The sequence below is a fragment of the Desulfatiglans sp. genome (assembly GCA_012513605.1).
Classification (GTDB): domain Bacteria; phylum Desulfobacterota; class DSM-4660; order Desulfatiglandales; family HGW-15; genus JAAZBV01.
The window spans coordinates 1-26,559 of record JAAZBV010000065.1; the positions used below are offsets into that span (position 1 = coordinate 1).

Here is a 26,559-nt window from a genome sequence, read left to right on the forward strand (position 1 = left end):
AATGGTAATAACACAACCCATGAATTATAATTCTCCCTGTTTTGCCATTATATCCTTCAAACACTCAACAATATCAACCTGATTCACACCAGAGAACAACAACCTCTGCCCGGGGGCACATTCACCACTGTTCGTTTAATTCTTTATACACAGGGTATACAGCCTGATTACCTGCTGCATGATCTTAATGAAAGGTAAGCAGATAACACACTGTAAAAGCTTTGTATAGGAATTTCATTTTTATACCAAGGCAAAAATTCTAAACCTGCTGCGTTGCCACATAATCATAGCAATAATGTTTCACGTGAAACACCCTTAAAAAAAGGAGGCAATGTTCCACGTGGAACATTTTATTAGGCACCGCACTCGTGAGACGGACCGCACCCTCCCCTCAATCACATATTTATCCCTTAACAAATTCACCGTATACGGTCAAAATTCGGGAATTTTGGCGGTTTTTGGCTCCTTTTCATTTCTTATTGTGCCCTTACATCAAGAGATACCCAATATGTTGTGTTATCAAAATAAAAATAACCTCAAAAAGAATAATTTATGCTTTTCTCTGCTGCATCATATAACTCATAAAAAATATATAACGGGTATAAATAACAGCAGCCTTGCAGCAGAAGCCATCGATAGTTTAACAGAACCCGCAGCATCTTATATATAACTATTGCGCAATACCTCCATAATTATCCCATATAGTATTGTTTTAATTGGTTTTTTTCAGGTTTAAACAGAGAGTCAAAATTCTTCTAGTCACGAAAATATAATGAGAAGTTACAGAGTGACCACCCCGTTTAATAAAATATTTTTTATAAATTATTTTTTTATGATTATTTTTTTATTAAATATTAGAAACCCCTTTTTCCTTTTATCAGGGCAGGTAACCTCTTAAAAAGAAGAGAAATAATTCATTTTAACATTTTTCAATTTTGAAAAATTATGCCTTTTAAAAAGATTTTTCTGATTTTTTTAATGTTATTTTATCGTTATCAGTTGTATTTTAAAGTTTTTTAAAGATATTCAAAGATAATGATTTGTTAGTTTTTATCTTAACAAGATTAAAAAATAGCCGAAGCGGTTGAATTCAATAAAATTTTCCGGTCTTTTAATAATCCCCTCTCTGTGACCGCCTTTAGCTCTTGGCATATTATTTTCTATTTAATCAATCGGTTATGGTCTGTCAGAATATTATGAAATCATAAGTCCTCCTCCTATCCCATTCCTTTTGACAGATTACGATGTTTATAAGATAAATGCCGCGTCTTGATCGTCATGTCTTTTAATAAAAATAAGATCTATTTGTTTTGGAGCAGAACATGAGCACATTGTTGGATGAATTAAAAAAACATGTAAAAGAACAAATTTCCGAAAAGAGTTATTCCATGTGGATTAATCCTCTCTCTCTGATTGATGAAAAGGATGACGCCCTTGTTCTTGGCTGCCCTAACAAGTTTTCTATGAACTGGATCATGGAGCACTACAGCACTCTTTTAGATGGAGGACTCAGGCTCCTGGGAAAAAACTGCAATGTTTTATTCAAGGTAGCTGCCCCTCCAAGAAAAAAGATTGAGCCGGATATGTTTCAGCCTTCTCCCCAGATGAATATCCCTAACATCTCTCCCAGAAGAGATAAGGGCAGGATCCGTTTTAACAGGGAGTTTACCTTTGACAGATTTGTTGTGGGCTCCTGCAATGAATTTGCCTATTCTGTCTCAAAGGCAATGGCCTCAGGCGGTTCATGCTCCTATGACACCCTTTTTATGATGGCAAATACGGGCCTTGGAAAGAGCCATCTTTCCCAGTCCATCGGTCATATGCTGCTTGATAATAATCCTGATGTTCGTGCCTATTATATTACTGCAGAGGATTTTGTTAATGAGATGATCTTTGCACTTAAAAATAACAGGATAGATGAGTTCAAAAATAAATACCGTCGCTCATGTGATGTCCTCATGCTTGAAGAGGTGCATTTTTTAAGCGGCAAGGAAAAAATCCAGGCTGAACTGGGATACACGCTTGATGCCCTTGCAAATGACAGGAAAAAGCTGATTTTTACCAGTTCCCTGCTCCCAAAGGATATACCCAACATGTCCAGAGAGCTCTCATCAAGGCTTACCTCAGGGCTCATAACAACCCTTGACATGCCTGATTACAATACAAGGGTTAAAATCATAGAGAAGAAAGCCACCGAAAATAATCTTATGCTCTCAGAGGAGATTGTTCATTTTTTTGCGGAAAAGCTTACAAAGGATATTAGGCAGATAGAAAGCGCTTTAAGGTGTTTTAAGGCAAAGGCTGACTTTATGAAGGTCAAGGCCGATATAAACCTTGCCAGGGAAATACTTAAATACCATATAACAGAACAGAGTACTATTTCGCTGGACAGTATAAAGAGGCTTGTATGTAAATATTACCAGATAGAGCACACTGTGCTCCCCTCCAGGTCCAGAAAAAAGATCCATGCATATCCCAGAAATATGTATGTCTATCTTTCACGCAATTATTCTGCTGCAACACTTGAAGAGATAGGAAAATCCATAAACAGGAACCACTCTACTGTAATATATTCATCTGAAGTGATTGAGAAAAAACTAAGGGTCGATAAAAAGGTAAAAAATCAGGTGGATTTTTTAAGCGAAAAGATCAAGGAGTCTGCGGTATAAAAACCCTGACATAATAAGAACAAAACCCTAATAACCCCCTAATATTTTGTTACGATAATATTTAAGAACAAATAAGGGGGTTTTTATTATGGGTTTGCTTCAGAATGACAATTATATAGATAAGGTTTACCTTGATCTAATCTTTAATCTCGATGAGAAGAGGATATTTTCAACTATTCTCCCCTGGATATCACACAGTGCCAATGGATATTACTATCCGTTTATTCCACTAATTTTATTTTTTGTCGATCCTGCTAATGCCCTTTCGTTTCTTGTTTCAGCGCTGTTTGCCTTTGCTATTGAGCTTCCCGCTTACAAGATTATAAAAAGATGTGCAAAAAGGTTTCGCCCTTATGAGGTTAATAAAAATATAAAGAACAGAATCATGCCCAGTGAAAGGTTCAGCCTTCCATCCGGCCACACGGCTGCTGCCTGGGTGATTGCCATACTTGTTGCACTGTATTATCCAATCCTGGCTATACCTGTGTTTATATGGGCGACACTGGTGGGTATCTCAAGAGTATACCTCGGGGTACATTACCCGACAGATATTCTCGCCGGATTTATCCTTGGGACATTAAGCGCTGTATCTTCCATATTAATAAAGGGGCAGATTTTTTAAATGAATATCTTGTACGGTGTACAGGCAACAGGGAACGGTCATATCAGCCGCTCCAGAGAAATCATACGATGCCTTAAAGAAAAAAGACATAATGTCTCTGTGATTCTAAGCGGTCGTGATCCCGCATTGTTATGGGATATGGATGAGTTTATGCCATATACCACATATAAAGGACTCACCTTTTCGACTTACAGGGGCAGGATCAGGTATCTTGACACCATAAAAAATCTCGATCTAAGGGGATTCAATACAGATGTTAACAACTTTGATGCAGCCGGATATGATATTGTAATCACCGATTTTGAACCGGTTTCATCCAGGATAGCGAAAAAGCACCATATCCCCTCTATTGGTATTGGACATCAATATGCCTTTTACCATAACATCCCGACAGTATGGAAAACCGCTGTTTCAAGTTATATTATTAAAAACTTTGCTCCAGTAAATTATCCTGTTGGCCTTCACTGGCACCACTTTAACCAACCCATACTTCCCCCTGTTGTTCCAAGGTTAAATGAAAATGTATCCTCAATAGAAAATAAAATCATTGTTTATCTGCCCTTTGAAGAACAGGAGGATATCCTGGACCTGATTGCACCTTTTAAGGATTATGATTTTTTTGTCTATCATAAATTTGAAACCCATTTGGTTAAAGAAAATATTCATCTATGTCCATTCTCCAGAAATGGTTTTCTAAATGATCTCATGGAATGCAGCGGAGTGATCACCAATGCAGGCTTTGAGCTTGTAAGTGAGGCCCTTACAATAGGAAAAAAGATACTTTTAAAACCCCTAGCAGGCCAGATGGAACAACTCTCAAATGCGAAGGCCATTACAATGCTTTCTCTTGGGCAGGCGATGAAAAGGCCGAACAGGCGCGAAGTAGAAACCTTTTTAAACCTGCCTCTGGCATCTCCAATTAATTACCCTTATACTGCGGAGATTATAGCAGATATGATTGATTCCAGGGCCTGGACACATATGAGCAGGTTTGTTAAGGATGCTTGGGCGAATGTCAATATAGCCTTTTAAGCGGCTGCATCATAGTAGGCCCAGTCTTTGGGATAAAGAGATTCAAAGGTAAGTTTCTCAACAGATGTCCATGGGCTCTTCCTTATCAGTTCCTTCCTTATTCCCTTTTCTTCAAGCGCCTTACCTGTAGTGTATGATGAGACAAATACCCTCTCTGTATGATTATAAAACCATACTATGAATTTCCACACAAGTTCGCTTATATTGTGATCGGTTGTAAGCCTTTCTGCCAGCTGTGGAAAGGCGGCATTGTATGTGCTGTAATGCGGAAGCCCTAATATCTTTGCTGTAAGCATTGCAGCCAATCCCATAGACCCGGGTGTAGAGCTGTAAATATGAGTATAGCCCTCCTTTTTACTGTCAATACCTGCCCCTGTCTTTACAACCGCCATCATGCCCTGATCATTGCCGATGATCTTTCTTGCCTGAGACAGCAGTTGGCTCAAAAAGCCCTCATCCCTGTTTTTGTGGAAATAATCAGGTCGTCTGTATCCTATATGCCCCCTGAGGCTTTTGTAGATTGTCTCCTGCCTGTTTCCATTTATCAATATCTTTTCAGCAAAACGAAGGAGCAGTTAAAGATTAACGAGTGTCTGTGTAGCGTTATATAAGGATATTATTAGGCGCTGATTTATTAAAACAAGAGCGGTGATAGCAGTTTTTACTGTTACCACCGCTCATTTACAATTTACAGATATTGTTTAGAACTTAACCACCAGATCAGCCTGAAAGAGTCCCTCTTTCCTTGTAGTATTACCAAGTATCGGCTTTGCATGATAATAATCAAGCCCAAGGGTTATATTTTTTGCAAGTCCGATGATTAGTTCATATTCCATCCCCTTGACATCGGTCGCGCCACTGTAGAAATCGCTATCAGGCAGAAAATCCGCCCAGGCATCTTTCTCAAGTTTTCTGTAGTTGACCTTTACCTGCCAGTCCTTCGCGGCTTTTATGCTCTTGTCTCCAAAGCTGAAACCATACAGAAAGCCCTTATTGTTTGCATCTGCATCAGAATTAACATACTGGCCAAACAGAGAGAGAGATTCCACCAATTTAATCTTTTCAGAGAGCTTGAAAGCGATCTCTCCGTCCAGTGTAATGCCATCATATTCATAGAGCCAGTTGTTAGTCTCTGAAATCCTTGTGTTTGAATTGCTTGAGTGCTCGGAAAAGTCATTACCTTCCATATCAGAAAAATTATAATAGGCAGCAGCAAACTTAAGATCAATATTTTTGTTTATGTTTGTTTTGATCCCTGATTGCAGCACGGTCATAGTGGGATCTGATTTTGAGCTGCTGTATTCATCAAGCAGAAAATATGCAGGGGTAGCAAATATCTCAAGATTATCCTTCACCTTAAAGTTAAGGGTTGCTGCAAGACCATCAGGGTAAATATCAGTATCCCATAAAAGGTCCTTTGTTCCCCAGATGGGGTTTGCTATCTTACCGGCCATTATGCTTATACTCTTAATGGGACTGTACTTTGCATATGCATAATCAAGCCTGATATCCGGTGTCTGGAAGGTGTTTTCAAGTGTCTGATTTGTTGATCTCGGGTCTGATCCACCGGTTGCAAGACCAATGGCTCCTTCCCATTTATCATTAGGTTTTGAAACAACACCGAGTCTCGCCCTTATTCTGCCCCTGTCACGTGAAACCCTTCCATCATTATCCGTGTCCTGACTCTGATAACGTATACGTACATCACCTTTAACCTCTGTGTTTTTTATCCATTTTGGGAGTTCGAATCCTTCTTTAACGGCCCCGGCAGTTACCTTCTTTTCCTTTTCACCATCCTTTTTCATCTCATCTGAAAGACCTTTGGCCTCTTCCTTTGTAAGGATGTTTTTTTCCACAAGCTTATTAAGCAGGATATCAACATCCCCTGCATACGCTGCCCCTGTAAAAAGAAATACGCCTGCAATAAATGTAGTAATCATATTTTTCAGTTTCATTTATAAATCTCTCCTTTATGTTTTATGTTTCTAATTTTAATAATTTCTTTAATAATCAGATGCACTGCATCTCTTCCCCATAAGAATTCCTTAATGACACATAGCGCATTCTTGCTAACAAATATTTAATATTAATGAATATAAGGTTAGGTTTTTGTTAGATTTACGACATAGCTATATGATCATTAAGGCGGATATCATTATGATATAGGTGTAAAAAAATGAAAGGTTTAAGTGCGGGGATAAATACACCATTGGAATCATTATTTTTTTGATGAATCCCATATCCCATTCCAGGAACCTAATGGTTCATTTTTAGCAAGCCTCTCACACCTGTTGGCCATTATGGAACCTGTGCCAAGGCCATATTCCCGGTAGATTTCGAGAAAGATTTCCTTTGCACCTTTCCAGTCACGGTTACAATACCTGTCATAGGCTTCATTATACGCGGGAATAGTTTTTTTCTTTATTTCAAACCTCGGATCATTATCAAGCAGAAGCTCATAAAGAGTTACAGGCTCCTTAAAACCATATAAAACAAGGTTGTCTATAAAGCGGTAGGAAAACCTTGGGTCCGATTCCACATAGCCACGAATAAAATTCAAGAAATGCTGCGATATAAGCACTCTGGCATCATAACGCTTTGATAAACTCTCTATCCGGGCTGCCTCGTGGACAGCATTTCCCAGAGCATGGTATCTGTTATCAAAGGCATAGTAGGTAAATGAAACCCTGCCGATTGTAATGCCGCAACCCATATCTATTTTGGGGCGTAAAATTTCATCCCTGAATGATTCATTGTATCTTCTCATACCGGTTGTAAGGCGATATATATTTTCCAGGATGTACTTGCCATTATCCTCCGGGAATACCGCCATAATACCGTCCCCATAAATCTCTGCAAATGTATTTTCATGAGAAAGGTAGAGCTCAATATAGGCTGCTTCATGCACATCTGTTATGAACTTTTCATAGGTGAATTCACCATCGCGGCTCTTGTCTGCCTCACGATATATACCTTTTTCAAAATTCAGCAATATATTGGTTGAATCCCTGAGATCTGCAAAAAGGACGATCCTGTTTGTTTTTTCGTTTGATATTGTATTTTTAAAGACCATCTTTTTTTACAATTATAAATTCCAATCCTTTGATAAAATCCCCGGAGTAAGCGTAAATAATACAACCAAATAAAATTTAACCTCTTCGTATATGAATTTTATACGCTTTTATATTCGTATAGTTTTACCACAGTATGAAGAAAGTGTAATTTTATTTTCACTGCTTTTCACCTCCCTCATTCTAGCTCTAATGCAATATATCCCCTGACAATAATCTAACATGAGACTAACAAGTTCCTAATAAAAGGGTGGTAAACTCTTATCAGAAAAAGGAGAATACTATTATGATTATATTTCTTTATATACTGGCAATTTTATGGGTAATCTCTCTTTTCCAGTTTGCCAGGATCAAAATATCGTTATCTGATAAACAGTCAGAACCACTTTGGATTCACAAAGACTGGGGCTTCCTGCTTTACATGAGGATAAGCGGAATTTTTATTTTATCTGTCATAGTTGTTATTATTAACTTAATATAAATTTTCTATTTATATTCTCTTCTGTGCCGGTGGATTACCCCCTCGATAAGATAAATAACCTCTTCAGCTATGTTAGTAGCGTGATCAGCTATCCGTTCAAGGTGACGTGAAATCAGGAAAAGCTGTATCAGTGAACCTGCGTTCTCAGGGTTGTCAGGCAGGCTGTTGCTTACCTTTTGAAAAAAGCCCCTGTCAAGGGCATCAATTGCATTATCATCAATACGCAGCCTTAATGCTACCTCAAGATCAAGGTTTACAAGCGCATCAAGGCTGTCCTTGACCATCTTTATGGTTTTAATAGACATCTCACTGTAATCAAAAGTAACATTAAGGGGAGTCCTTGTACCAAGATATATAACCCTTTCAGCAATATTTACCGCTTCGTCTCCGATTCGTTCAAGGTCATTGTTTATCTTGATTACTGCTGTAATAAACCTTAGATCAACTGCAACAGGCTGATGCAGCGCCAGTATCTTGAGGCACTCCTCTTCAATCTCCACCTCGATTTCATCCACCCGCCTGTCCGATTCTATTACCCCTTTTGCTATATCAAGGTTTTTTGTTGCAACAGCCTTGATTGCCCTGTTAAGCTGCTCTTCGACCATTGCGCCAAGGGAGAGTATCTGTTTTTTGATCTTTTCTATTTCTATTTGTAATCGTGGAGGCATTTGTTTCTCCTTATTAATTTTTATATTCCCTTTAATCCTTAATTGCAGTTTAACCGAATCTCCCGGTAATATAGTCTGATGTCTGCTTTAACTTTGGCCTTGTAAAAAGCGTGTCTGTCTCATTCACCTCTATCAGTTTACCCATAAAAAAAAAGGCTGTTATGTCTGATACCCTTGCAGCCTGCTGCATATTATGGGTGACTATTATTATCGTGTATGTCTCTTTAAGTTTATTTATCAGCTCCTCTATTTTTTGTGTGGCAATCGGGTCAAGGGCTGAGGCCGGTTCATCCATAAGCAGTACCTCAGGTTCAATGGCCATTGCACGGGCAATACATAGCCTCTGCTGCTGCCCGCCTGATAAACCAAGTGCAGATTCATTCAGCCTCTCTTTCACCTCTTCCCATAAGGCTGCACCCTTCAGGCTCTTTTCCACCCTCTCCTCTACCTCCCCTCTATCCTTTACCCCATTCACCCTCAGGCCATACGCCACATTTTCAAATATGCTTTTAGGAAATGGGTTTGGTTTCTGGAACACCATGCCTACCCTGCTCCTTAATGAGACAACATCCACATTCTTTTCATAGATATTTTCATTATCAAGAAGTACCTGCCCTTCTAGCCTGCTTATGGGTATAAGGTCATTCATCCGGTTAAGGCACCTTAAAAGCGTACTCTTGCCGCATCCTGATGGCCCGATCAATGCTGTTACCTTTTTTTCATAAAACTCAAGATTGATCCCATGAAGCGCCTTGACGCTGCCATAGAAAAAATTCAGATCCTGAGTCATCATCTTTTTTTTTCTATCCATTATAATTTAATCCTGTACACGATTCTTGCCCTTGTTTAATCTATTACAATCGTCTTCTCAGTCTTGTCCTGTAGATTATGGCAATAAGGTTCAGACCCAGCACAAGGAAAATCAGTACAAGGGCTGTCCCATATTGCAAATGCCTGGTTGCCTCAATCTCGGTTCCCGCTGTTGCCAGTACATATATGTGATAAGGAAGAGCCATTATCTCATCAAAGGGGGACTTTGGTAAAGATGGTGTATAAAAAACCGCTGCTGTAAACATTATGGGCGCGGTCTCCCCCGCAACACGACTTATGCCTAATATTGCCCCTGTAAGAATACCGGGCAGGGCTGAAGGTAAAACCACCCTGTATATTGTCTGCCATTTTGTAGCGCCAAGTCCGAGAGATGCCTCCCTGTATGTATTCGGGACATTCCTTAATGCCTCTTCTGATGCGCCTATGATCACGGGCAGCGTCATGGCCGCAAGGGTGAGTGCACCTGAGAGAATACTTACGCCGAAGCCAAGCCATACAACAAACAAGGCAAGACCAAAAAGACCAAAAACAACAGAGGGTATACCCGCAAGGTTATTGATCCCGAGCCTGATCATGCGAACCACCTTTCCGTGTTTTGCATATTCATTAAGATATATGGCAGAAGATACGCCTATGGGGAGCGCAATGAGTATTGCTCCAATACTGATTATAAGAGTGCCCAGAATACAGGGGAGAATACCCCCTTTTGTCATGGAATCATAAGGAGCCTGCGAAACGAATGTCCAGTTGATCGCCCTCCATCCATTAATGACAAGAAACGAAATAACAACAAGAAGCGCTAATCCGTTTATTGCTGTAGCAACCTTAAACAGTGAGAAAAAAATCCCCTGAACTATTTTTCTGCTTCTCTTTATTTTTCTGATATCCTTCATCTCATCAACCAACTTTTTTTACTCTATCCTCTTTGCTCATTTCTCTTTCCTAATTTCCTTACAGCGTCGCAGCCCCGACCTGCCTGTATCTGTTTGATATATAATCCGCCACCATATTAAATGCCATAGTAAACAAAAAGAGCACTATCCCGGTTGCAAATAGTGCATAGTAATGGTCTCCCCTGAATGGGGCCTCTGCCATCTCTGCTGCAATGCTTGCAGGTAAAGGTCTGACCGGGTCAAAAATTGAATTTGGGACCATTGCTGCGCCTCCTGCAACCATCAGAACAACCATAGTTTCACCTATTGCCCTTGACATGCCCAAAATTACGGCGGTGGAGACCCCTGAAATTGATGCAGGCATGATAACCCGCCAGATTGTTTCCCATTGTGTAGCGCCAAGGGCAAGGGATGCCTCTTTTAGCTCTTTTGGAACACCAAAAATGGCATCCTCGCTTATGCTGCATATTGTCGGCACAGACATGAATGCAAGCATCATTGCGGCGTTAAACAGGTTAAGCCCTACCGGTATATTAAATGTCTCCTGTAAAAAGGGGGCAACAACAACCATCCCGAAAAATCCTATAACAACAGATGGCATGGCCGCCAGTAGCTCCACCACAGGTTTTGCTACTTCACGCATCCTGCGAGAGGCGATCTCTGCTAGAAAAAGGGCAGAAAAGATGCCAAGAGGTATGGAGATGACAGAGGAAACCAGTGTAACTGAAAGAGAGGCAATAATAAGCGGGAATATGCCAAAATCTGCCGGGTCATCAGTAGGGTACCAGTATATTCCAAAGATAAAATCCTTTACAGATACCTTACTGAAAATGGGAAGCCCTTCCATAAAAAGAAAGATCACAATAAGACCAAGGGTAAAAAATGAGGCAAGGGCTATGACAAGAAACAGATATCTGATAATCCTCTCTTTATTTTTTCGGTATGTTCCTCTTTGATAGTTTTTCTTCATTATTATTACCAAGGTTTAAACAGCTTAAAAATTAAAACTGTTGACTTTGTGACATGATATTTTAATCCCCTCAGGGTTCCACGATTCCGCTTCTGCCATAGGCTATTTCGTGACAAGCAAATCGGGGAAAAAGGTAGAAATAATACCATGTCTTTAAGTCAACAGCATTGTTCATGAAAACCTTTGTTACAAATTAATAAAGCCTAACAAAGCCGGCCTCTTCAACATATTTCTGCCCTTTTTCAGGGTTTACCATAAAATTGATAAAATTAAGCACATCACCTTTTGGCCAGCCTTTTGTAAACATATATAATGCCCTGCTTACAGGGAATGTACCATCAAGTGCGGTTTCGGGTGTGCCCTTAACTCCGTTTATAGATAGAGGTTTTACAGTATCATTAATATAACCTATGCCGTCATATCCTATCGCATTCTTGTTTTTTGAGATAGCCTGAATAACGGCCCCGCTCGAGGCCTGAAGAAGAGCTCCTGGAAACACTCGCTCCTTGTTAAGCACCTTTTCTTCCCAAACTTCATATGTGCCAGAAGATGTGTCGCGCGATATAACAACTATCTTTCCATCTGCCCCGCCAACCGCCTTCCAGTTGGTGATTTCACCTTTGTAGATAGCCTTGAGCTGATCAATAGAAAGGCTTTCTATCTTGTTGGATGGATGCACCACCGGCACAATACAGTCATATGCAACTGCAAATGGAACAGGATAGACTCCCTTTTCTACTGAAAGCTTGATCTCCTTGTCCTGTATGAATCTTGAACTGGTAGCGATATCTGTTGAGCCATCTATTATGGCCTTAAGGCCATTTCCAGACCCGCCACCTGAAATGGTTATCTTTACATCAGGGTTCTGTTTCATATATGCCTCTGCAACCTTCTGGGCAATGGGCAGAACTGTTGTAGACCCCTTTATTACAATATTACCTGCCATTGCGACACTGGCAGTAAAAAAGAAAAAAATTATCATACTGATTATTGTGTATTTTTTAAATCCCATTTTATCCTCCTTAAGTGATAAATAAAAAAATTTTTGCATAAAATTGTTAGCGTTCTGTTAGGGTTTGGTTAGCCCTGAATTAAGTTTTATAAAAGGTTCACCTCCTTATTTGAAATTTTTAATTTCATTTTAAGGATATGAACTGTTTGTTAATTGGGAATTAGGGGATTGTTAGGGTTTTGTGAGAATTTATTTTGTCGATCAACTATAATTACAGGCATCAAGGATGTTTGCTTTAAGGCCATGTATGATATCCTCAGACTTAACATTCTTATTAAGCCACATTATTATACTGTCAGCCGACTCCCTGGGTATCTCCCGGCTAAGCACAGTATATTCATGCCTGTTATTAAGCCCGTCATAATCAAACCTTATTCTGACAGCATGTCTTCCTTTAAGACCTGCCGCATTATGATTAAACAGATCCAAAACAGTTGATAGTTTATGTATTGCCCTTTGGTTGTCCATTCTTTTCTCCTTATACATTCATTTGTTTATGATAAGAATATAGGCCTATCATGTTAGACAATGATTAAGGAGCCATTTTTATTGTATTAGATTTTGGCCTGAAACAGGAGGCCCATTGTTTTTATTTATTAAAAACCTTTGGGAGCCTTATTGTAAAGGTAGAACCCTTTCCAGGGGAGCTTTCAACGCTTACCGAACCTCTGTGTGCATGTATAATATGTTTTACAATGGCAAGGCCCAGTCCTGTGCCGCCCTGCTGACGGCTCCTAGCCTTGTCTACACGGTAGAATCTCTCAAAAAGCCTGGGCAGGTGTTCCTTTTCTATGCCCCTTCCCTCATCTGACACCTCGATATAGAGCATATCCTCTTTTTTATAGGCATTTACATGTACCTTTGTATTGTTTTCACTGTACTTTACTGCGTTATCAAGAAGATTGACCACCGCCTGCTCAAGAAGGGGAGCATTAACCTTTGCGGCAAGCTCCTTTTCGCATGTGATATTGAACTTTATTTGCTTTGCCTCTGCAACCGGAGAGCACACCTGTATGGCTGTCTCTATAATATTTAAAACATTGGCCTTCTCAAGCAGTATCTCATCCCCTGATTCTGTATCCTTTTCAAGCCTGGAAAGCTGCAGAAGGTCATCAATAATGGCCTCAAGCCTGTTAACATGCTTGGAGATGATTGTCAGAAACCTCTCACTCTCCTCTTCAGAATCTACCCCGACATCTTTAAGGGTCTCTACAAAGCCTTTAATAGCTGTGACTGGAGTCTTTATCTCGTGGGAAACATTTGCCACAAAATCCCGCCTTATATTCTCAAGCCGCTTGAGCCTGGTAACATCATTCAGCACAATTAGGGCGCCTATCTCTTTTCCATTGGTGTCAACCAGCCTTGTACCATGACCGTTTATAAATTTCTCCTCGCCTGGGTACAGGGTAATCTCCTTTTCAACAGGTTCATTTCCCTTAATCACATCTGATATGAAATCGTGAAAGGTCCTGTTTCGTATGGCCTCCTGGATACTCTTACCCTGGGCATCCCTGCTTTTTACCCCGAATATTTTTTCTGCTGCCTTGTTAAGGCTGATAATCTTTTCATCCTTATCAACAGCTAAAATGCCCTCTTCCATGCTAGATAGAATAACCTCTATCTCATTCCTCTGCCTGGTTATGGTTGAGATCCTCTCTTCAAGGTCTTTTACCATCTCCTTCATGGCGTTGTGCAGATTTCCTATCTCATAAATATTTGACCTGGGCTGGTTAAACCGGTATTCACCCTTTGCAATGCCCTCGGCATTTTTTCTGAGCTCTTCTATTGGCCTGCTTATCCGCCGGGAAATAAACAGGCATACCAATGCTGCAAAAATGGCTATTGTGAACCCTGCAAAGACGATCTTCTTTTGCATCGCACTTACAGCTTCATCTATAATATCAACTGGTATGGATGTTCGGATTACAGCGTGAAGCTTATTGCCATAATAAACCGGCACCCCTACATACATAAGGTTTTTATCCAGCGTGAGGCTGTAGCGGGTTGATACGCCTTTTTTTTCTTTAACTGCCCCAATAAATTCAAGCCTGTCTTTATGGTTGTCCAACTCACCTGGATCGCGCTCTGAATCGCCAATAACCTTTCCTGAAGGCAGAATAATAGTTACCCTTGTTAAGGTTGACTTGCCAATCTCCTTGCAAAGCCTGTCAATACTGATCTGATCATAATAGTCTTCAGGGGTTTTTATCATCCCCTGAACAAACCTTGCCCTTGTCTCCAGGTCTGTCTCTACCTGCTTCAGAAATATTCTTTTTTCAGATACAGAGGCATACCATATTACAGTAACAATCGATAAGAGGATGATGAAAAGATAGGACGGGTAAAGCACCCAGATCAGAGGTCTTTTTTTAGCCACCTGTTACTCCTTGAACCTGTACCCTACACCGCGTACAGTCTCTATATATTTTCCGGCCGGGCCGAGCTTTTTTCTTAAACCTACTATCTGCACATCAACTGACCTGTCTGTAACAAAATAGTCATCACCTTTTACCGCATCCACTATCTGGGTGCGGGTAAAGACCCACCCCGGTCTCTTGATAAGAAATTCAAGTATGCCGAACTCTGTAAAGGTAAGCTGGACAGGTTCGTCATTGACCATAACCTCATGCCTTCCGGTATGGATCTTTATATTGTGGATCTCTAAAATCTCCTTTTCCGCACCTGCCGGTTTAGCCCTTCTGCGGAGAACCGCCCTTATCCTTGCAGAGAGTATCCTGGGGCTGAAGGGCTTTGGTATGTAATCATCTGCACCGAGTTCAAGGCCAGTAACAATATCGGCCTCTTCGCCCTTTGCGCTGAGCATTACAATAGGTATATCTTTTGTGTTCTTATCGTTTTTAAGGCCCCTTGCAACATCAAGCCCGTCTATGCCCGGAAGCATAAGGTCAAGTATAACAAGGTCGGGGAGCTTTGATTTTGCCGTGTTCAATCCCTCTTCACCTGTGGATGCACAGATAACATTGTACCCATCCCTTGTAAGGTTATAACTTACAAGTTCAAGGATATCCTCTTCATCATCCACAACAAGTATCTTTTCCTTTTTCATATCAGCTACTCCTGTTTTTCAGACAATCATATTTTTCAATCGTTAGCAGTGTGTTAAGATCATGTAAGATTGCGGTTAGATGTTTAGGCCTCTAAAGAAAATAAACTCTGTTTTCAAAACCTTATGGAGACATCCCCGTTTAATATCTTTTTAACCTTTCCATCCTCTGCTTCCAGGATAAGCCCCCCATCCTTATCAAGGCCAATGACCTTCCCGCTGATGGCCTCATCACCTGTATCAACTGAGACCATCTTACCGGTCAAGAGGGATAAACTGTTACACCTTCTGCTGAACTCATCCATTCTTTCACCGGTTATATCATTATATATATGGTCAAATCTCTTTAATATCTCTGCAATCAGCCTGTTTCTTGATATCTGCCCGCCTGTCTCTTTCATAAGGCTTGTTGAGTTAAAAAGCATGCCTGATTCCTCATCAGGGCACCAGTTGACATTCATGCCCATCCCCAGGATGACATATGCAGGTTTGTTACCTCTGATGCTGAACTCTGTCAGTATCCCTGCGAGCTTATCCCTGTTCAGGTATATGTCATTGGGCCATTTGATCATGGCGGAACAGCCGCAGACCTCATTTATGGCATCAATAGAGGATACTGCAAGGGCAAGGGTGAGGGCATAAACGTTTTCCGCCATTATATCAGGCATAAGAAGGATAGAGATAAGGATATTTTTACACGGGGGAGAAAACCATTTGCGGTCCATCCTGCCCCTGCCTGCTGTCTGCTCCTCTGCCAAAACAACAGTGCCATGGGCCGCACCCTGTGTATAGAGTTCCTTTGCTGTGGTGTTCGTGGATGGGAGGCTATTATGTATAACTATGTTTTCTTTAAAAACAGATTTTCCAAGGATGGCTTTTATATTTTCCCGGTCAAGGTTATCCATTACTTTTCTTTTTTAGTGTGAGTTAGTGTCCATCCAAAACTGTCGTTTTTGGATTCAAGCGGTCAGCTATCAGCGTTCAGCTTTCATCAAAAGGTTTTCAAATTAAAGAATTAGCTGACTGCTGATCGCTTCATCCAGAATTTCCTTCTTTCTGGATGGACACGAGCTAGTGTTCACGCTCCTTTTTGAGTTCCCTGGTCATAAGCTCCTTTACCGCAAGAAGCGGGTCTTTTCCATTATATAGGGTCTCATAGGTCTGGTCTATGATAGGCATATCCACACCAATTTTTTTTCCAAGCTCATAGGCTGCAATAGATGTCTTTACACCTTCTGCAACCATGCTCATTCCACCGGTAATTTCAGAAAGCTTCATACCCTTACCTATCTTAAGCCCAAGGGTGCGGTTGCGGCTTAAATCCCCTGTGCAGGTAAGAACAAGGTCGCCTATACCTGAAAGCCCTGCAAAGGTCATGGGGTTTGCGCCCATTGCCACACCCAGCCTTGTTATCTCGGCTAACCCCCTTGTAATAAGGGCCGCCCTTGCATTAAGGCCAAATCCAAGGCCATCCGATGTACCGGCAGCAATAGCAATAACATTCTTGAGAGCCCCGCATAGCTGAATACCCATAAGGTCATCACTCACATATACGCGGAAAAGCGCAGTAGAAAAAATGGCCTGAAGCCTTGTTGCATGGGCAATATCCCTTGAGGCGATTGTTACTGCTGTTGGCTGTTTTGCCACCACTTCGTTGGCAAAACTGGGGCCGGCCAGACATGCAAAGTTTTCAGTATAGACATGGTCAAGTATCTCCTCTGCCACCTCTGACATCACCTTTAATGTATTGTTTTCTATACCTTTAGTGGCGGAGACAAACTGCATGCCGGGCCTGAGATAGGGTTTCATCTGTAAAAGCACATCCCTGTAAACATGCGATGGCACAGCCATCATAATAAGCTCTTTATCCTTTAAAGCCTCCGCAAATGTCTTAACAGGGTTAAGGTTGTCAACAAGTTTCATGCCGGGAAGAAAGGTCTCATTTATCCGATTCTTTTTTATCTGCTCATAAACCTCCTCTTCCCTGATCCAAAGGTCAACAATGTGCCCCTTGTCTGCCAAAAGATTGGCAAGTGTTGTTCCCCAGCTCCCTGCACCTATTGCCCCTATCTTAACCTTGTCTGTCTGCGCCATTATTTTTCCCTTTTAAACGATATTTTTTTGTATTCAGACAAGGGGATTCTATTGAACTTGCCTTTTAACGTCAAGGACAAACCTTTTAGTACAGCGATAACTCGCCTTGACATATTACGCTAGACGTAATATCTTTTTTCTATGATAAAATCATTCGCGAACCGTGATACTGAAAATATTTTTAATGATCAACGAGTGCGCCGTTTCCAGGCCTTTGAAAAACAGGCACAAAAACGACTTATGGTTTTACATGCTGCTCCTAGTTTAGATGCCTTAAGGTTGAATCCGGGCAATAAATTTCATGCCCTTTCAGGTGACCGAAAAGGACAATATGCTATCAGCATTAATAAACAATGGCGCGTATGTTTTCACTGGAAAGAGGGAAATGCGTACAATTTTGAAATAACTGATTATCATTGAGGTGCTATATGACAAATAAAAATAGTCTTCTTGACCCAATAACACCAGGAGAAATTCTCCGAGAGGATTTTTTAGAGCCTCTTGCTATTAGTATCAACCAGCTTTCCAGAGATATTTCTGTTCCGCCAAACAGGATAAGTGAGATTGTGAATGGGAAAAGGGCTATCACAGCTGATACTGCCTTGAGGTTGGAACGATATTTTGGGATTTCTGCCCAATTTTGGCTGAATCTACAGACCGAATTTGACTTGAGAATAATGAAACGTAAAATCGGAGCAGATATTGAAAAACGTATTATCCCTGTAAAGCATGGTGATGAAGTTATTAATCAAAATGCCAATGCATAACCGGTATATGGGATAGGCGCTATGTACAAATTAAACCGGGACTATGTTTTTTAACAATAGCAATAAGCTTAATACGTCGCTTTCTCGCTTTCTTATAAGCTTGACACATAATTTCCATGTCATATAATCCTGATTTTCTTGTGAAAAAAATCTTTGATTAATGTGATTATGAGGATATTTGATGTTACAGGCAACACTTTTAATGGCAGGTTTAGGTGCCTTTTGCGGGCTTTTGTTAGGCGCTGCGTCGCGCATCTTTTATGTATATGAGGACCCAAGAATAGAGCAGGTGCAGGATAGCCTCGCCGGTGCTAACTGCGGGGGGTGCGGTTATGCCGGCTGTGCTGCTGCTGCTCATGCGGTTGTGGCTGGAAAGGCACCGGTAAACGTATGCATGGTTGGCGGCGATGAGTCTTCTGTCAAGGTTGCAGAAATAATGGGAATAAAGGCAAACCTCGTTGAGCCCCAGAGGGCATTTAACCTCTGTACCGGAGGTTACAGGGCAAGCAACCACTATATATATGAGGGTATTAACACATGCAGGGCACAGAGCATGCTTTATGGCGGAAAACGGGTATGCAGTATAGGCTGCCTCGGTTTCGGGGACTGTGTAAAGGCCTGCCAGTTCGGCGCCTTATCTCTTGGCCCTGACGGATACCCGGTTACTGATATGTCAAAGTGTGTTGGATGCGGGGCATGTGAAAAGGCATGCCCGAAAGATATCCTAAAGGTAAGGACCCTTTCTGACAGGTTCCTCCATTTTAATACAGTGGATGACTGTCTTGCCCCATGTGCACAGACATGCCCTGCCCAGATCAATATCCCGCGCTATATAACACAGATCAGAAATGGTGATTATGAGGGGGCAGTGCATACCATCAGGGAAAGAAACCCCCTGCTCCTTGCATGTGGAAGGGTCTGCCCTCACCCCTGTGAGGTAAACTGCCGCAGAGGCTTAGAGGATGAGCCAGTTTCTATAAACCAGCTGAAACGTTTTGCCGCAGATTATGAGATGAATTCAGGTAAAAGGATGCATGTATCTGTTTCCCCTGAAAAAACAGGCAAAAAGGTGGCTATCGTGGGCGGCGGTCCTGCAGGTTTAACCTGTGCCTTTTTCCTTAGAAGGCTGGGTCATGATGTTACTATATTTGACTCCAAGCCCAAGCTTGGAGGTGTGCTCAGGTATGGCATCCCTGAATACAGACTCCCTAAAAAGGTGCTTGACTGGGAAATCGAGGGAATACTTAATCTAGGAATCGAGACAAAAACGAATCACACCTTTGGTAAGGATTATAATCTTGAGACACTTATTGCTGATGGCTTTGACGCCATATTCCTTGGCATAGGGGCATGGAAGGACTCCCCTTTAAGGGTCGAAGGAGAGATCCTTTATGGCTGCTATACCGGTATGGATTTCCTTTCCCGACTTGCAAAGGGGGAAAAGCTCCACATGGGTAAAACAGCCGTTGTTATTGGCGGAGGCAATACGGCCATTGACTGCAGCAGAAACCTCATACGTCATGGGGTTGAAAAGGTCTATATTGTATACAGGAGAACAAGAAATGAGATGCCTGCCAATAAAGTAGAGGTAGAGGCTGCTGAGCATGAGGGAGTTGAATTTTTATTTCTCTCCGCTCCCATACGTGTAAAAGGAGATAATGAAGGTAAGGTTACCCACCTTGAATATGAAAGGATGGAACTTGGAGAACCTGATGCAAGCGGCAGAAGAAGACCTGTGCCGGTTAAGGATTCTGCCACCCTTCTTGCAACAGATATGGTAGTCACCGCTATTGGCCAGGCCCCAGACCTGGCCTTTGCCCAGAAGGTAAAAGAGAAGCTTTCTGAACTTAAGACCACAAAATGGAATACCCTTGATGTAAACCCTGATACATGGCAGACATCCATACCCTTTATCTTTTCAGCAGGTGATGCAGCAACTGGTCCTTCCCTTGTTGTTGAGGCAATAGGCGGCGGCAGAAAGGCGGCAAGGTCAATCCATCAGTACATTACAGGCCAGGAGGTTAAATGCGAGCCCGGCGAACTCAAAAAGTCCACATATATAAAGGGTACCATGTTTGATCATGTGGATGGCGTCGTGAAAAAACAGAGGGCTGAAATGATTGAACTCCCTGTTGAGGAGAGGATCAAGTCATTTGTGGAGGTTGACCAGGTGCTGACTGAAGAGGCAGCAATCAAGGAAAGCGAAAGGTGCCTTAACTGCTGCAGGATATGTTATACAGCAGATATAAACCCCCTTGTAAATATAAAAACAACTGTGCCGGAAACAGCATTATTAAACTAAAAAGTTGGCGCAGAGCACAAGACGCAAGGTTTTTTCTTTACCCTGTGCTATGCGCCCTGCGCCTTTAGCCTACTCTTCTATCACCTTTGCCACACCAACCACCTTTTCACCAGGTGCCAGGTCAATGAGTTTTACTCCCTGAGTGTTTCTTCCTATTACCGAGATATCAGCTACCCTCAGCCTAATGATTTTTCCCTGCTCTGTTATGATCATAAGCTGATCAGTCTCATTTACCTGGTATGAATAAACCACATTGCCATTTCTCTCTGTGGCCTTTATGGTAAGTATGCCCTTACCTCCCCTTGACTGTATCCTGTACTCCTCTGTCTTGGTGCGCTTTCCAAAGCCGTTTTCAGTAACTGTAAGTATTGTGGAGCCCTCTTTAATTGCCTCCATGCCTACAACCTCATCACCAGACTCTAGCCTTATGCCTATGTTGCCTGCGGCAACCCTGCCCATGCCTCTCAGGTCTTTTTCAGAGAACCTTATGGATTTACCCTGTTTGGTGTTGATAAAGATATCATGGTCACCATCTGTAACCCTTACTGATATGAGCTCATCGTTGTCATTAATCTTGAGCGCTATTATACCATTTGTTCTAATGTTGCTGTATGCCATGAGGTCTGTCTTTTTAACAAGACCCTCCTTCGTAGCCATTACTATAAAGGCGTTTTCACTGAACTCCTCTATAGGCAGCACAGTAGCAAGCTTTTCATCAGGCTGAAGTTCAAGGAGGTTTACTATGGCCTTTCCCTTGGACATCCTGCCTGCCTCTGGTATCTCATGCACCTTTTTCCAGTATACCCTGCCCTTATTAGTAAAAAAGAGCAGGTAATTATGCGACGATGCAACAAACAGGTTTTCAACAAAATCCTCTTCCTTTGGCACTACCCCTGTAAGCCCCTTTCCCCCACGCCTCTGAGCCCGGTATAGGCTTATGGGGTTTCTCTTGATATAACCCTTGTGGCTTATGGTTACAGCCATATCTTCATCGGCAATAAGGTCTTCTATGTTGAGATCATCATCCTGGTCAATGACCTCTGTCATCCTTTCATCACCGTATCGCTCTTTTATATCCTTTGTCTCATCACGGATGACCTGAAGTACCATTGCAGGGTTTTCCAGTATTGATTTGTACCTTGCAATATCCTGAATAAGGCCTCTGTATTCCTCATCCAGCTTTTCCCTTTCAAGACCGGTAAGTCTGTGCAGCCTCATGTCCAGAATAGCCTGGGCCTGCTCAGCAGAAAAATCAAACTCGGTTATTAATCTTGCCTTTGCCTCTTTTGAGTCAGCAGAGGACCTGATCAGGGCTATCACCTCATCCAGAAAATCCAGGGCCTTTCTTAAACCCTCAACTATATGTGCCCTTTCTTCGGCCTTTTTGAGGTCGAATATGGTGCGTCTTATAATTATTTCACGCCGGTGATTAATAAAATGATCAATAATTTCCTTTAGATTAAGTATCTGGGGTCGCCCGTTTACAAGGGCAAGAAAGATGATGCCGAATGACTTCTCCATCTGGGTGAATTTAAAGAGGCGGTTCATTACTACAAGTGCATTTTCATCTCGCTTTACATCTATTACTATACGCATGCCCTCCCTGTCAGATTCATCTCTTATATCAGATATCCCCTCTATCTTTTTCTCCTTGACCAGATCTGCAATGCTTTCTATTAATTTGGTCTTATTCACCTGATAAGGTATCTCGGAAATAATAACCCGCTCTTTTATTTTTCCGACAGTCTCAATATAGGCCTTTGCCCTTATCTTAATTATTCCCCTTCCTGTAAGATAAGCCTCCCTTATACCCTTTTTTCCGATTATAAACCCTGCCGTAGGAAAATCCGGGGCTGTAATAACCTTCATGAGGTCATTTATGGTGATATCCGGGTGATCAATAACCTCTACAATAGCATCACATACCTCCCTGAGATTATGGGGAGGGATATTTGTGGCCATACCGACTGCTATACCTGATGTTCCATTTATAAGGAGATTAGGTATGGTGGTTGGAAGTATCAAGGGTTCTATCAGAGATCCGTCATAGTTAGGTGTAAAATCAACAGTCTCTTTTTCAAGGTCTGATAGAAAATCCTGTGCCAGCTTTGTCATGCGCACCTCTGTGTAACGCATGGCAGCAGGGGGGTCACCGTCTATGGAGCCAAAGTTACCCTGCCCGTCTACAAGAGGATATCTCAGGGAAAAATCCTGGGCCATTCTTACTATGGTGTCATATACAGCTGAATCACCGTGCGGATGGTATTTACCTATAACATCACCAACAATCCTTGCTGATTTTTTATATGGTTTGTTATTATAATTTTTAAGATCATACATGCCATAGAGTACACGTCTGTGTACCGGCTTAAGACCGTCACGTATATCAGGAAGCGCCCTCTGAACAATAACGCTCATGGAATATTCAAGATAAGATTTTTTCATCTCATCTTCTATGCTTACAGTGGTATCATTTATATCCAGACTCATCTCTATCTCCAAAAACTGATTATTACATCAGGTATATTTCTTTCCCTGCGCCTTGCGCCCTTCTTTTATACATCCAATTCTCTTACTTCCAGTGCATTGTTTTGTATAAATTCACGCCTCGGTTCAACTTTGTCACCCATAAGAACAGTGAATATGTCATCAGCATCAACCTCATCTTCTACCCTTATCCTTAAGAGCCTTCTTTTTTCAGGGTCCATTGTGGTCTTCCATAGCTGATCAGGATTCATCTCTCCAAGGCCTTTATATCTCTGAATGGCAAGCCCCTTCTTTGCCTTATCCATTATCTCAACAATCAGCCTTTCTGCACCCTTAACCTTTGTGCCTTCCCCTTCATTATCAATGATATATTCACCAACTATGTTATCCCGATGTTTATTATAAAGGGTTATCATGTTCTTTAATTCTGGTGATGTGAAAAAATCCCAGTTTATAAATGAGGGCTTGCCGCCATTTTTAGCCTCAGAGACAGTAAACTCATATTCGCCGTCTTCCTCTGCTATCTTTATATCGGTAATCCTGAACCTTTTTTCTTCAAGGGTTTTTATAATACCATTCATGAACTCCCTGTCTTTAAACATATTTACATCAGATGGCCCGTATGCAGCCATAAATTCTAAAAACCTTTTACTGATCCCGGTACGTGTGAGCTTTTCAAGGTTTTCATAAAACTTCTTAATCCCCTTTAAGAAATCCACCAGCTTCTGTCCAGAGAGTTCCTGTATATTAGATACCTTTACCTTTTCATTATCTGATATCCTGTTAAAGATATAGGTATCAAACTCATCTTCATCCTTGATGTATCTCTCTATTTTACCTTCTGCTACCCTGTATAAAGGAGGCTGTGCAACATAGAGGTAGCCATTCTCGATAATTTCCGGCATCTGTCTGAAAAAAAATGTTAAAAGAAGGGTGCGTATGTGTGATCCGTCAACATCAGCATCTGTCATTATTATAATCTTATGATACCTGATTGAGTTTATATCATACTCCTTTTCACCTATACCTGTTCCAAGGGCAGTTATAAGTACCTTTATCTCTTCGCTTGATATCATCTTGTCAAACCTGGCCTTTTCAACATTAAGAATTTTACCTCTTAACGGCAGTATAGCCTGGTTCTTTCTGTCTCTACCCTGTTTAGCTGAACCTCCGGCAGACTCTCCCTCTACTATGAATATTTCAGACATTGCAGGGTCTGTCTCCTGACAGTCAGCGAGCTTACCCGGGAGTGAGTTACTGGATAGCACCCCCTTCCTTCTTGCAAGGTCTCTGGCCTTTCTTGCTGCCTCCCTGGCCCTGGCCGCCTCCATAGTCTTTTCCAGTATGGTATTAATTACCTTCGGGTTCTCTTCAAAATAATTGCTCAGCCCTTCATTAACGAGGGTCTCTACAAGCCCCTTTATTTCGCTGTTTCCTAGCTTTGTTTTTGTCTGACCTTCAAACTGGGGATTGGGGAGCTTCACACTTAATACAGCAGTAAGCCCCTCCCTGACATCATCGCCGCTAAGTTTTTCTTTGAAATTCTTCCCTTTTGGCGAGTTTGTAAGATACTGGTTAATACTTCTGGTAAGGGCAGATTTAAAACCTATAAGATGGCTTCCACCCTCTATGGTATTAATGTTATTAGCGAAGGTGAGCATTATCTCCTTGTAGGAGTTATTATATTGAAGGGCCAGCTCCATTATAATATCATTCTTTTCTCCGGTGAGATAGATAGGCGGAGCATGAAGAAGTTCCTTATTTTTATTTAGAAAATCTACATAGGATATAATTCCCCCTTCAAACAGAAAATCATTTTTCTTCCCGGTTCTTTCGTCTGTTATCTTTATCCTTATCCCTTTTGTAAGAAAGGCAAGCTCCCTCATCCTTCTGGATATGGTCTCAAAATCATACTCAAGTACCTCAAATATCTCACGGTCAGGCTTAAAGGTTACCTTTGTACCTTTCTTTGTGGTTTCACCTATCACCTTCATTTCGCATTGTACATTACCGCGTTCATATCTCTGGTAATATATCTTCCCTGCTTTATGAACCTCTACCTCACAGACCTCGGACAGGGCATTAACAACTGACACACCAACTCCATGAAGACCCCCTGAAACCTTATAGCTTTTATTATCAAATTTACCGCCTGCATGCAGTTTGGTCATAACAACTTCAAGGGCAGGAACCCCCTCTGTTTTATGCATCTCAACAGGAATGCCTCTTCCATTATCAAATACACTTATACTGCCATCAGTAAGAACCTTTATATCTATAAAATCGCAATATCCGCCCATTGCCTCATCTATACTGTTGTCAACAATCTCCCACACAAGGTGGTGCAACCCTTCAAATGAGGTGTTACCTATATACATGGCCGGTCTTTTTCTTACGGCAGACAGGCCCTCAAGGACCTTTATGTCCTCAGCACCATAATTAATCTCTTTTTTTTCCATTTAAATCCTCATAGGCATAATCAGACCGAGAAAGCCTTTATCATCCTCTCCCCGTAACATGCATGGACTTGAATTATCATTAAAACATATTACCACATTTTCGCTCTCCATAGACTGAAGCACATCAACAAAATATTTTGAATTAAAACCCATCTCCACCATTTCGCCAGGGTATTCTATCTTGATGTGATCTTTAACATCTCCCAGATCCGGGTTTATTGAGACAAGTTCCATAATATTATTCTGGAGTGTTATCTGCACACCTTTGGAGCTCTCACTGTTTAAGATCATCATTCTCCTCATTCCATCAAGAAGATCGTTCCTTTTTATGGATACACTGTTTTTTAATTCTATGGATATAACCTCCCTGTAATCAGGAAACTTGCTTTCAAGGAGCCTTATTACTACAAGAGAGTTTTCATTTTTCGCCACACAGTTATTTTCTTTAAAACCAATGCTGACTTTTTCACCTTCAGATGCAAGCTTATTAAGTTCAAGCAACCCTTTCTTAGGCACCATTACACCTTTATCCATATTTATCTTATCTAGATTAGCTATCTGTTTATCTGACAGTGAAAGGCGGTGCCCGTCAGTTGATACCATCCTTAAAAAATTGGTATCATCTATTATGATTCTTTCAGTATATACACCTGAAAGTTTATAGCCTGCCTCTTCAAGCGTAATTGCATATATGGTTTTGTTTATCATGTCAGCAAGGGCAGTACATTCCATCTCAACCATATCAACATCCTCAGGCTCGACAAAGACAGGGTATTCCTCTGCTGATATACTGGCCAGGTTATACTGTGTTTTATCATCAGAGATGAATACAAAGTTATTCTCCTTTTCTTTTATAGATATATCATTACTTTTACTCTCTTTTAGAATTTCAAAAAGCGTTCTACCTTTAACAGTTATACTTCCTGCAGTAATGACATTTGCCTCTATATTCTGCTGCATGCTTATCTCAAGGTCTGTAGCAGAAATTTTAACTGATCTATCATCAGCAGAAATAAGTATATATGATAGAATAGGCATGTTGCTTCTTTTCTCTAATATGCTTTGCACCTTTGATACCGATTTAAAAAGGGAGTCTCTGTTTACCTTTATTTCCATGCCTTCCTCCTTTTAATATTT

22 protein-coding genes are annotated in these 26,559 nt (G+C 41.2%); 6 read left to right on the top strand and 16 right to left on the bottom strand.

The genetic code is table 11. From position 1 onward, the window contains the following. Positions 1-1,322: 1,322 nt before the first annotated feature. The 3 genes from dnaA (at position 1,323) to GX654_08230 (ending at position 4,323) form a co-directional block, all read left to right on the top strand. The gene (gene dnaA, locus GX654_08220; protein ID NLD36839.1) at positions 1,323-2,669 is read left to right on the top strand and encodes a chromosomal replication initiator protein DnaA; all 1,347 of its coding nucleotides are present in this window, start codon (positions 1,323-1,325) and stop codon (positions 2,667-2,669) included. Between the two features lie 88 nt (positions 2,670-2,757). Next, entirely contained in the window at positions 2,758-3,291 is a 534-nt protein-coding gene (locus GX654_08225) for a phosphatase PAP2 family protein (GenBank protein ID NLD36840.1), read from the top strand. Continuing rightward, positions 3,292-4,323 carry a hypothetical protein gene (locus tag GX654_08230; GenBank protein NLD36841.1) on the top strand — a complete coding sequence of 344 codons (1,032 nt, stop codon included), beginning with the start codon at positions 3,292-3,294 and terminating at the stop codon, positions 4,321-4,323. Here the strand turns inward: GX654_08230 and GX654_08235 are convergent. From GX654_08235 to GX654_08295, 13 genes are all read right to left on the bottom strand, one after another. Further along, positions 4,320-4,769, bottom strand: a complete 450-nt coding sequence (locus GX654_08235) for a glycosyltransferase family 1 protein (GenBank protein NLD36842.1) — start codon at positions 4,767-4,769, stop codon at positions 4,320-4,322. The two genes, GX654_08230 and GX654_08235, sit on opposite strands and share 4 nt — an antisense overlap. Before the next feature lie 255 nt (positions 4,770-5,024). Beyond that, positions 5,025-6,278: a hypothetical protein gene (locus GX654_08240; protein NLD36843.1), complete on the bottom strand. Its 1,254-nt coding sequence runs from the start codon at positions 6,276-6,278 to the stop codon at positions 5,025-5,027. 263 nt (positions 6,279-6,541) lie between these two features. Continuing rightward, entirely contained in the window at positions 6,542-7,396 is an 855-nt protein-coding gene (locus tag GX654_08245; GenBank protein NLD36844.1) for an adenylate/guanylate cyclase domain-containing protein, read from the bottom strand. 484 nt (positions 7,397-7,880) lie between these two features. Beyond that, a complete protein-coding gene (gene phoU, locus GX654_08250; protein ID NLD36845.1) occupies positions 7,881-8,543 on the bottom strand; it encodes a phosphate signaling complex protein PhoU in 663 nt (220 codons plus the stop codon). Positions 8,544-8,592: 49 nt separating this feature from the next. Beyond that, a complete protein-coding gene (locus tag GX654_08255) occupies positions 8,593-9,354 on the bottom strand; it encodes a phosphate ABC transporter ATP-binding protein (GenBank protein ID NLD36846.1) in 762 nt (253 codons plus the stop codon). 43 nt (positions 9,355-9,397) lie between these two features. Then, positions 9,398-10,267, bottom strand: a complete 870-nt coding sequence (gene pstA, locus GX654_08260; GenBank protein NLD36847.1) for a phosphate ABC transporter permease PstA — start codon at positions 10,265-10,267, stop codon at positions 9,398-9,400. 58 nt (positions 10,268-10,325) lie between these two features. Beyond that, positions 10,326-11,237, bottom strand: a complete 912-nt coding sequence (gene pstC / locus GX654_08265) for a phosphate ABC transporter permease subunit PstC (protein ID NLD36848.1) — start codon at positions 11,235-11,237, stop codon at positions 10,326-10,328. Positions 11,238-11,430: 193 nt separating this feature from the next. Next, the gene (locus tag GX654_08270) at positions 11,431-12,249 is read right to left on the bottom strand and encodes a phosphate ABC transporter substrate-binding protein (GenBank protein ID NLD36849.1); all 819 of its coding nucleotides are present in this window, start codon (positions 12,247-12,249) and stop codon (positions 11,431-11,433) included. A gap of 201 nt (positions 12,250-12,450) precedes the next feature. Next, complete coding sequence (locus GX654_08275) at positions 12,451-12,717, bottom strand: hypothetical protein (protein ID NLD36850.1); 267 nt, start codon at positions 12,715-12,717, stop codon at positions 12,451-12,453. Positions 12,718-12,838: 121 nt separating this feature from the next. Then, positions 12,839-14,626, bottom strand: coding sequence for a PAS domain S-box protein (locus GX654_08280; GenBank protein ID NLD36851.1), 1,788 nt, complete (start codon positions 14,624-14,626; stop codon positions 12,839-12,841). Positions 14,627-14,629: 3 nt separating this feature from the next. After that, positions 14,630-15,316 carry a response regulator gene (locus GX654_08285; GenBank protein NLD36852.1) on the bottom strand — a complete coding sequence of 229 codons (687 nt, stop codon included), beginning with the start codon at positions 15,314-15,316 and terminating at the stop codon, positions 14,630-14,632. A 113-nt stretch (positions 15,317-15,429) separates the two neighbouring features. Then, the gene (locus GX654_08290; protein ID NLD36853.1) at positions 15,430-16,218 is read right to left on the bottom strand and encodes a biotin--[acetyl-CoA-carboxylase] ligase; all 789 of its coding nucleotides are present in this window, start codon (positions 16,216-16,218) and stop codon (positions 15,430-15,432) included. 166 nt (positions 16,219-16,384) lie between these two features. Continuing rightward, positions 16,385-17,407 (bottom strand): NAD(P)-dependent glycerol-3-phosphate dehydrogenase, encoded by a 1,023-nt coding sequence (locus GX654_08295; protein NLD36854.1) that lies wholly within the window; start codon positions 17,405-17,407, stop codon positions 16,385-16,387. A 141-nt stretch (positions 17,408-17,548) separates the two neighbouring features. On the opposite strand from GX654_08295, the gene GX654_08300 reads away from it, so the two are divergent. From GX654_08300 to GX654_08310, 3 genes are all read left to right on the top strand, one after another. Next, complete coding sequence (locus GX654_08300) at positions 17,549-17,827, top strand: type II toxin-antitoxin system RelE/ParE family toxin (GenBank protein NLD36855.1); 279 nt, start codon at positions 17,549-17,551, stop codon at positions 17,825-17,827. Between the two features lie 8 nt (positions 17,828-17,835). After that, positions 17,836-18,174, top strand: coding sequence for a HigA family addiction module antidote protein (locus GX654_08305; GenBank protein ID NLD36856.1), 339 nt, complete (start codon positions 17,836-17,838; stop codon positions 18,172-18,174). A 178-nt stretch (positions 18,175-18,352) separates the two neighbouring features. Then, positions 18,353-20,476, top strand: coding sequence for an FAD-dependent oxidoreductase (locus GX654_08310; GenBank protein ID NLD36857.1), 2,124 nt, complete (start codon positions 18,353-18,355; stop codon positions 20,474-20,476). A gap of 69 nt (positions 20,477-20,545) precedes the next feature. Here GX654_08310 and gyrA read toward each other — a convergent pair whose 3' ends face one another. The 3 genes from gyrA to dnaN form a co-directional block, all read right to left on the bottom strand. Then, positions 20,546-22,966 carry a DNA gyrase subunit A gene (gyrA, locus tag GX654_08315; GenBank protein NLD36858.1) on the bottom strand — a complete coding sequence of 807 codons (2,421 nt, stop codon included), beginning with the start codon at positions 22,964-22,966 and terminating at the stop codon, positions 20,546-20,548. A gap of 65 nt (positions 22,967-23,031) precedes the next feature. Next, positions 23,032-25,422 carry a DNA topoisomerase (ATP-hydrolyzing) subunit B gene (gyrB, locus tag GX654_08320; GenBank protein NLD36859.1) on the bottom strand — a complete coding sequence of 797 codons (2,391 nt, stop codon included), beginning with the start codon at positions 25,420-25,422 and terminating at the stop codon, positions 23,032-23,034. After that, positions 25,423-26,538 carry a DNA polymerase III subunit beta gene (gene dnaN, locus GX654_08325; protein NLD36860.1) on the bottom strand — a complete coding sequence of 372 codons (1,116 nt, stop codon included), beginning with the start codon at positions 26,536-26,538 and terminating at the stop codon, positions 25,423-25,425. Positions 26,539-26,559: the final 21 nt, after the last annotated feature.

Bases quoted from the DNA above. Each gene is read 5' to 3' on its own strand.
- GX654_08240 (NLD36843.1), bottom strand. From the start codon at position 6,278: ATGAAACTGAAAAATATGATTACTACATTTATTGCAGGCGTATTTCTT.
- GX654_08225 (NLD36840.1), top strand. From the start codon at position 2,758: ATGGGTTTGCTTCAGAATGACAATTATATAGATAAGGTTTACCTTGAT.
- dnaN (NLD36860.1), bottom strand. From the start codon at position 26,538: ATGGAAATAAAGGTAAACAGAGACTCCCTTTTTAAATCGGTATCAAAG.
- gyrB (NLD36859.1), bottom strand. From the start codon at position 25,422: ATGGAAAAAAAAGAGATTAATTATGGTGCTGAGGACATAAAGGTCCTT.
- dnaA (NLD36839.1), top strand. From the start codon at position 1,323: ATGAGCACATTGTTGGATGAATTAAAAAAACATGTAAAAGAACAAATT.
- GX654_08255 (NLD36846.1), bottom strand. From the start codon at position 9,354: ATGGATAGAAAAAAAAAGATGATGACTCAGGATCTGAATTTTTTCTAT.
- GX654_08230 (NLD36841.1), top strand. From the start codon at position 3,292: ATGAATATCTTGTACGGTGTACAGGCAACAGGGAACGGTCATATCAGC.
- GX654_08300 (NLD36855.1), top strand. From the start codon at position 17,549: ATGATAAAATCATTCGCGAACCGTGATACTGAAAATATTTTTAATGAT.
- pstA (NLD36847.1), bottom strand. From the start codon at position 10,267: ATGAAGGATATCAGAAAAATAAAGAGAAGCAGAAAAATAGTTCAGGGG.
- GX654_08295 (NLD36854.1), bottom strand. From the start codon at position 17,407: ATGGCGCAGACAGACAAGGTTAAGATAGGGGCAATAGGTGCAGGGAGC.
- GX654_08290 (NLD36853.1), bottom strand. From the start codon at position 16,218: ATGGATAACCTTGACCGGGAAAATATAAAAGCCATCCTTGGAAAATCT.
- GX654_08270 (NLD36849.1), bottom strand. From the start codon at position 12,249: ATGGGATTTAAAAAATACACAATAATCAGTATGATAATTTTTTTCTTT.
- pstC (NLD36848.1), bottom strand. From the start codon at position 11,237: ATGAAGAAAAACTATCAAAGAGGAACATACCGAAAAAATAAAGAGAGG.
- gyrA (NLD36858.1), bottom strand. From the start codon at position 22,966: ATGAGTCTGGATATAAATGATACCACTGTAAGCATAGAAGATGAGATG.
- GX654_08275 (NLD36850.1), bottom strand. From the start codon at position 12,717: ATGGACAACCAAAGGGCAATACATAAACTATCAACTGTTTTGGATCTG.
- GX654_08245 (NLD36844.1), bottom strand. From the start codon at position 7,396: ATGGTCTTTAAAAATACAATATCAAACGAAAAAACAAACAGGATCGTC.
- phoU (NLD36845.1), bottom strand. From the start codon at position 8,543: ATGCCTCCACGATTACAAATAGAAATAGAAAAGATCAAAAAACAGATA.
- GX654_08305 (NLD36856.1), top strand. From the start codon at position 17,836: ATGACAAATAAAAATAGTCTTCTTGACCCAATAACACCAGGAGAAATT.
- GX654_08285 (NLD36852.1), bottom strand. From the start codon at position 15,316: ATGAAAAAGGAAAAGATACTTGTTGTGGATGATGAAGAGGATATCCTT.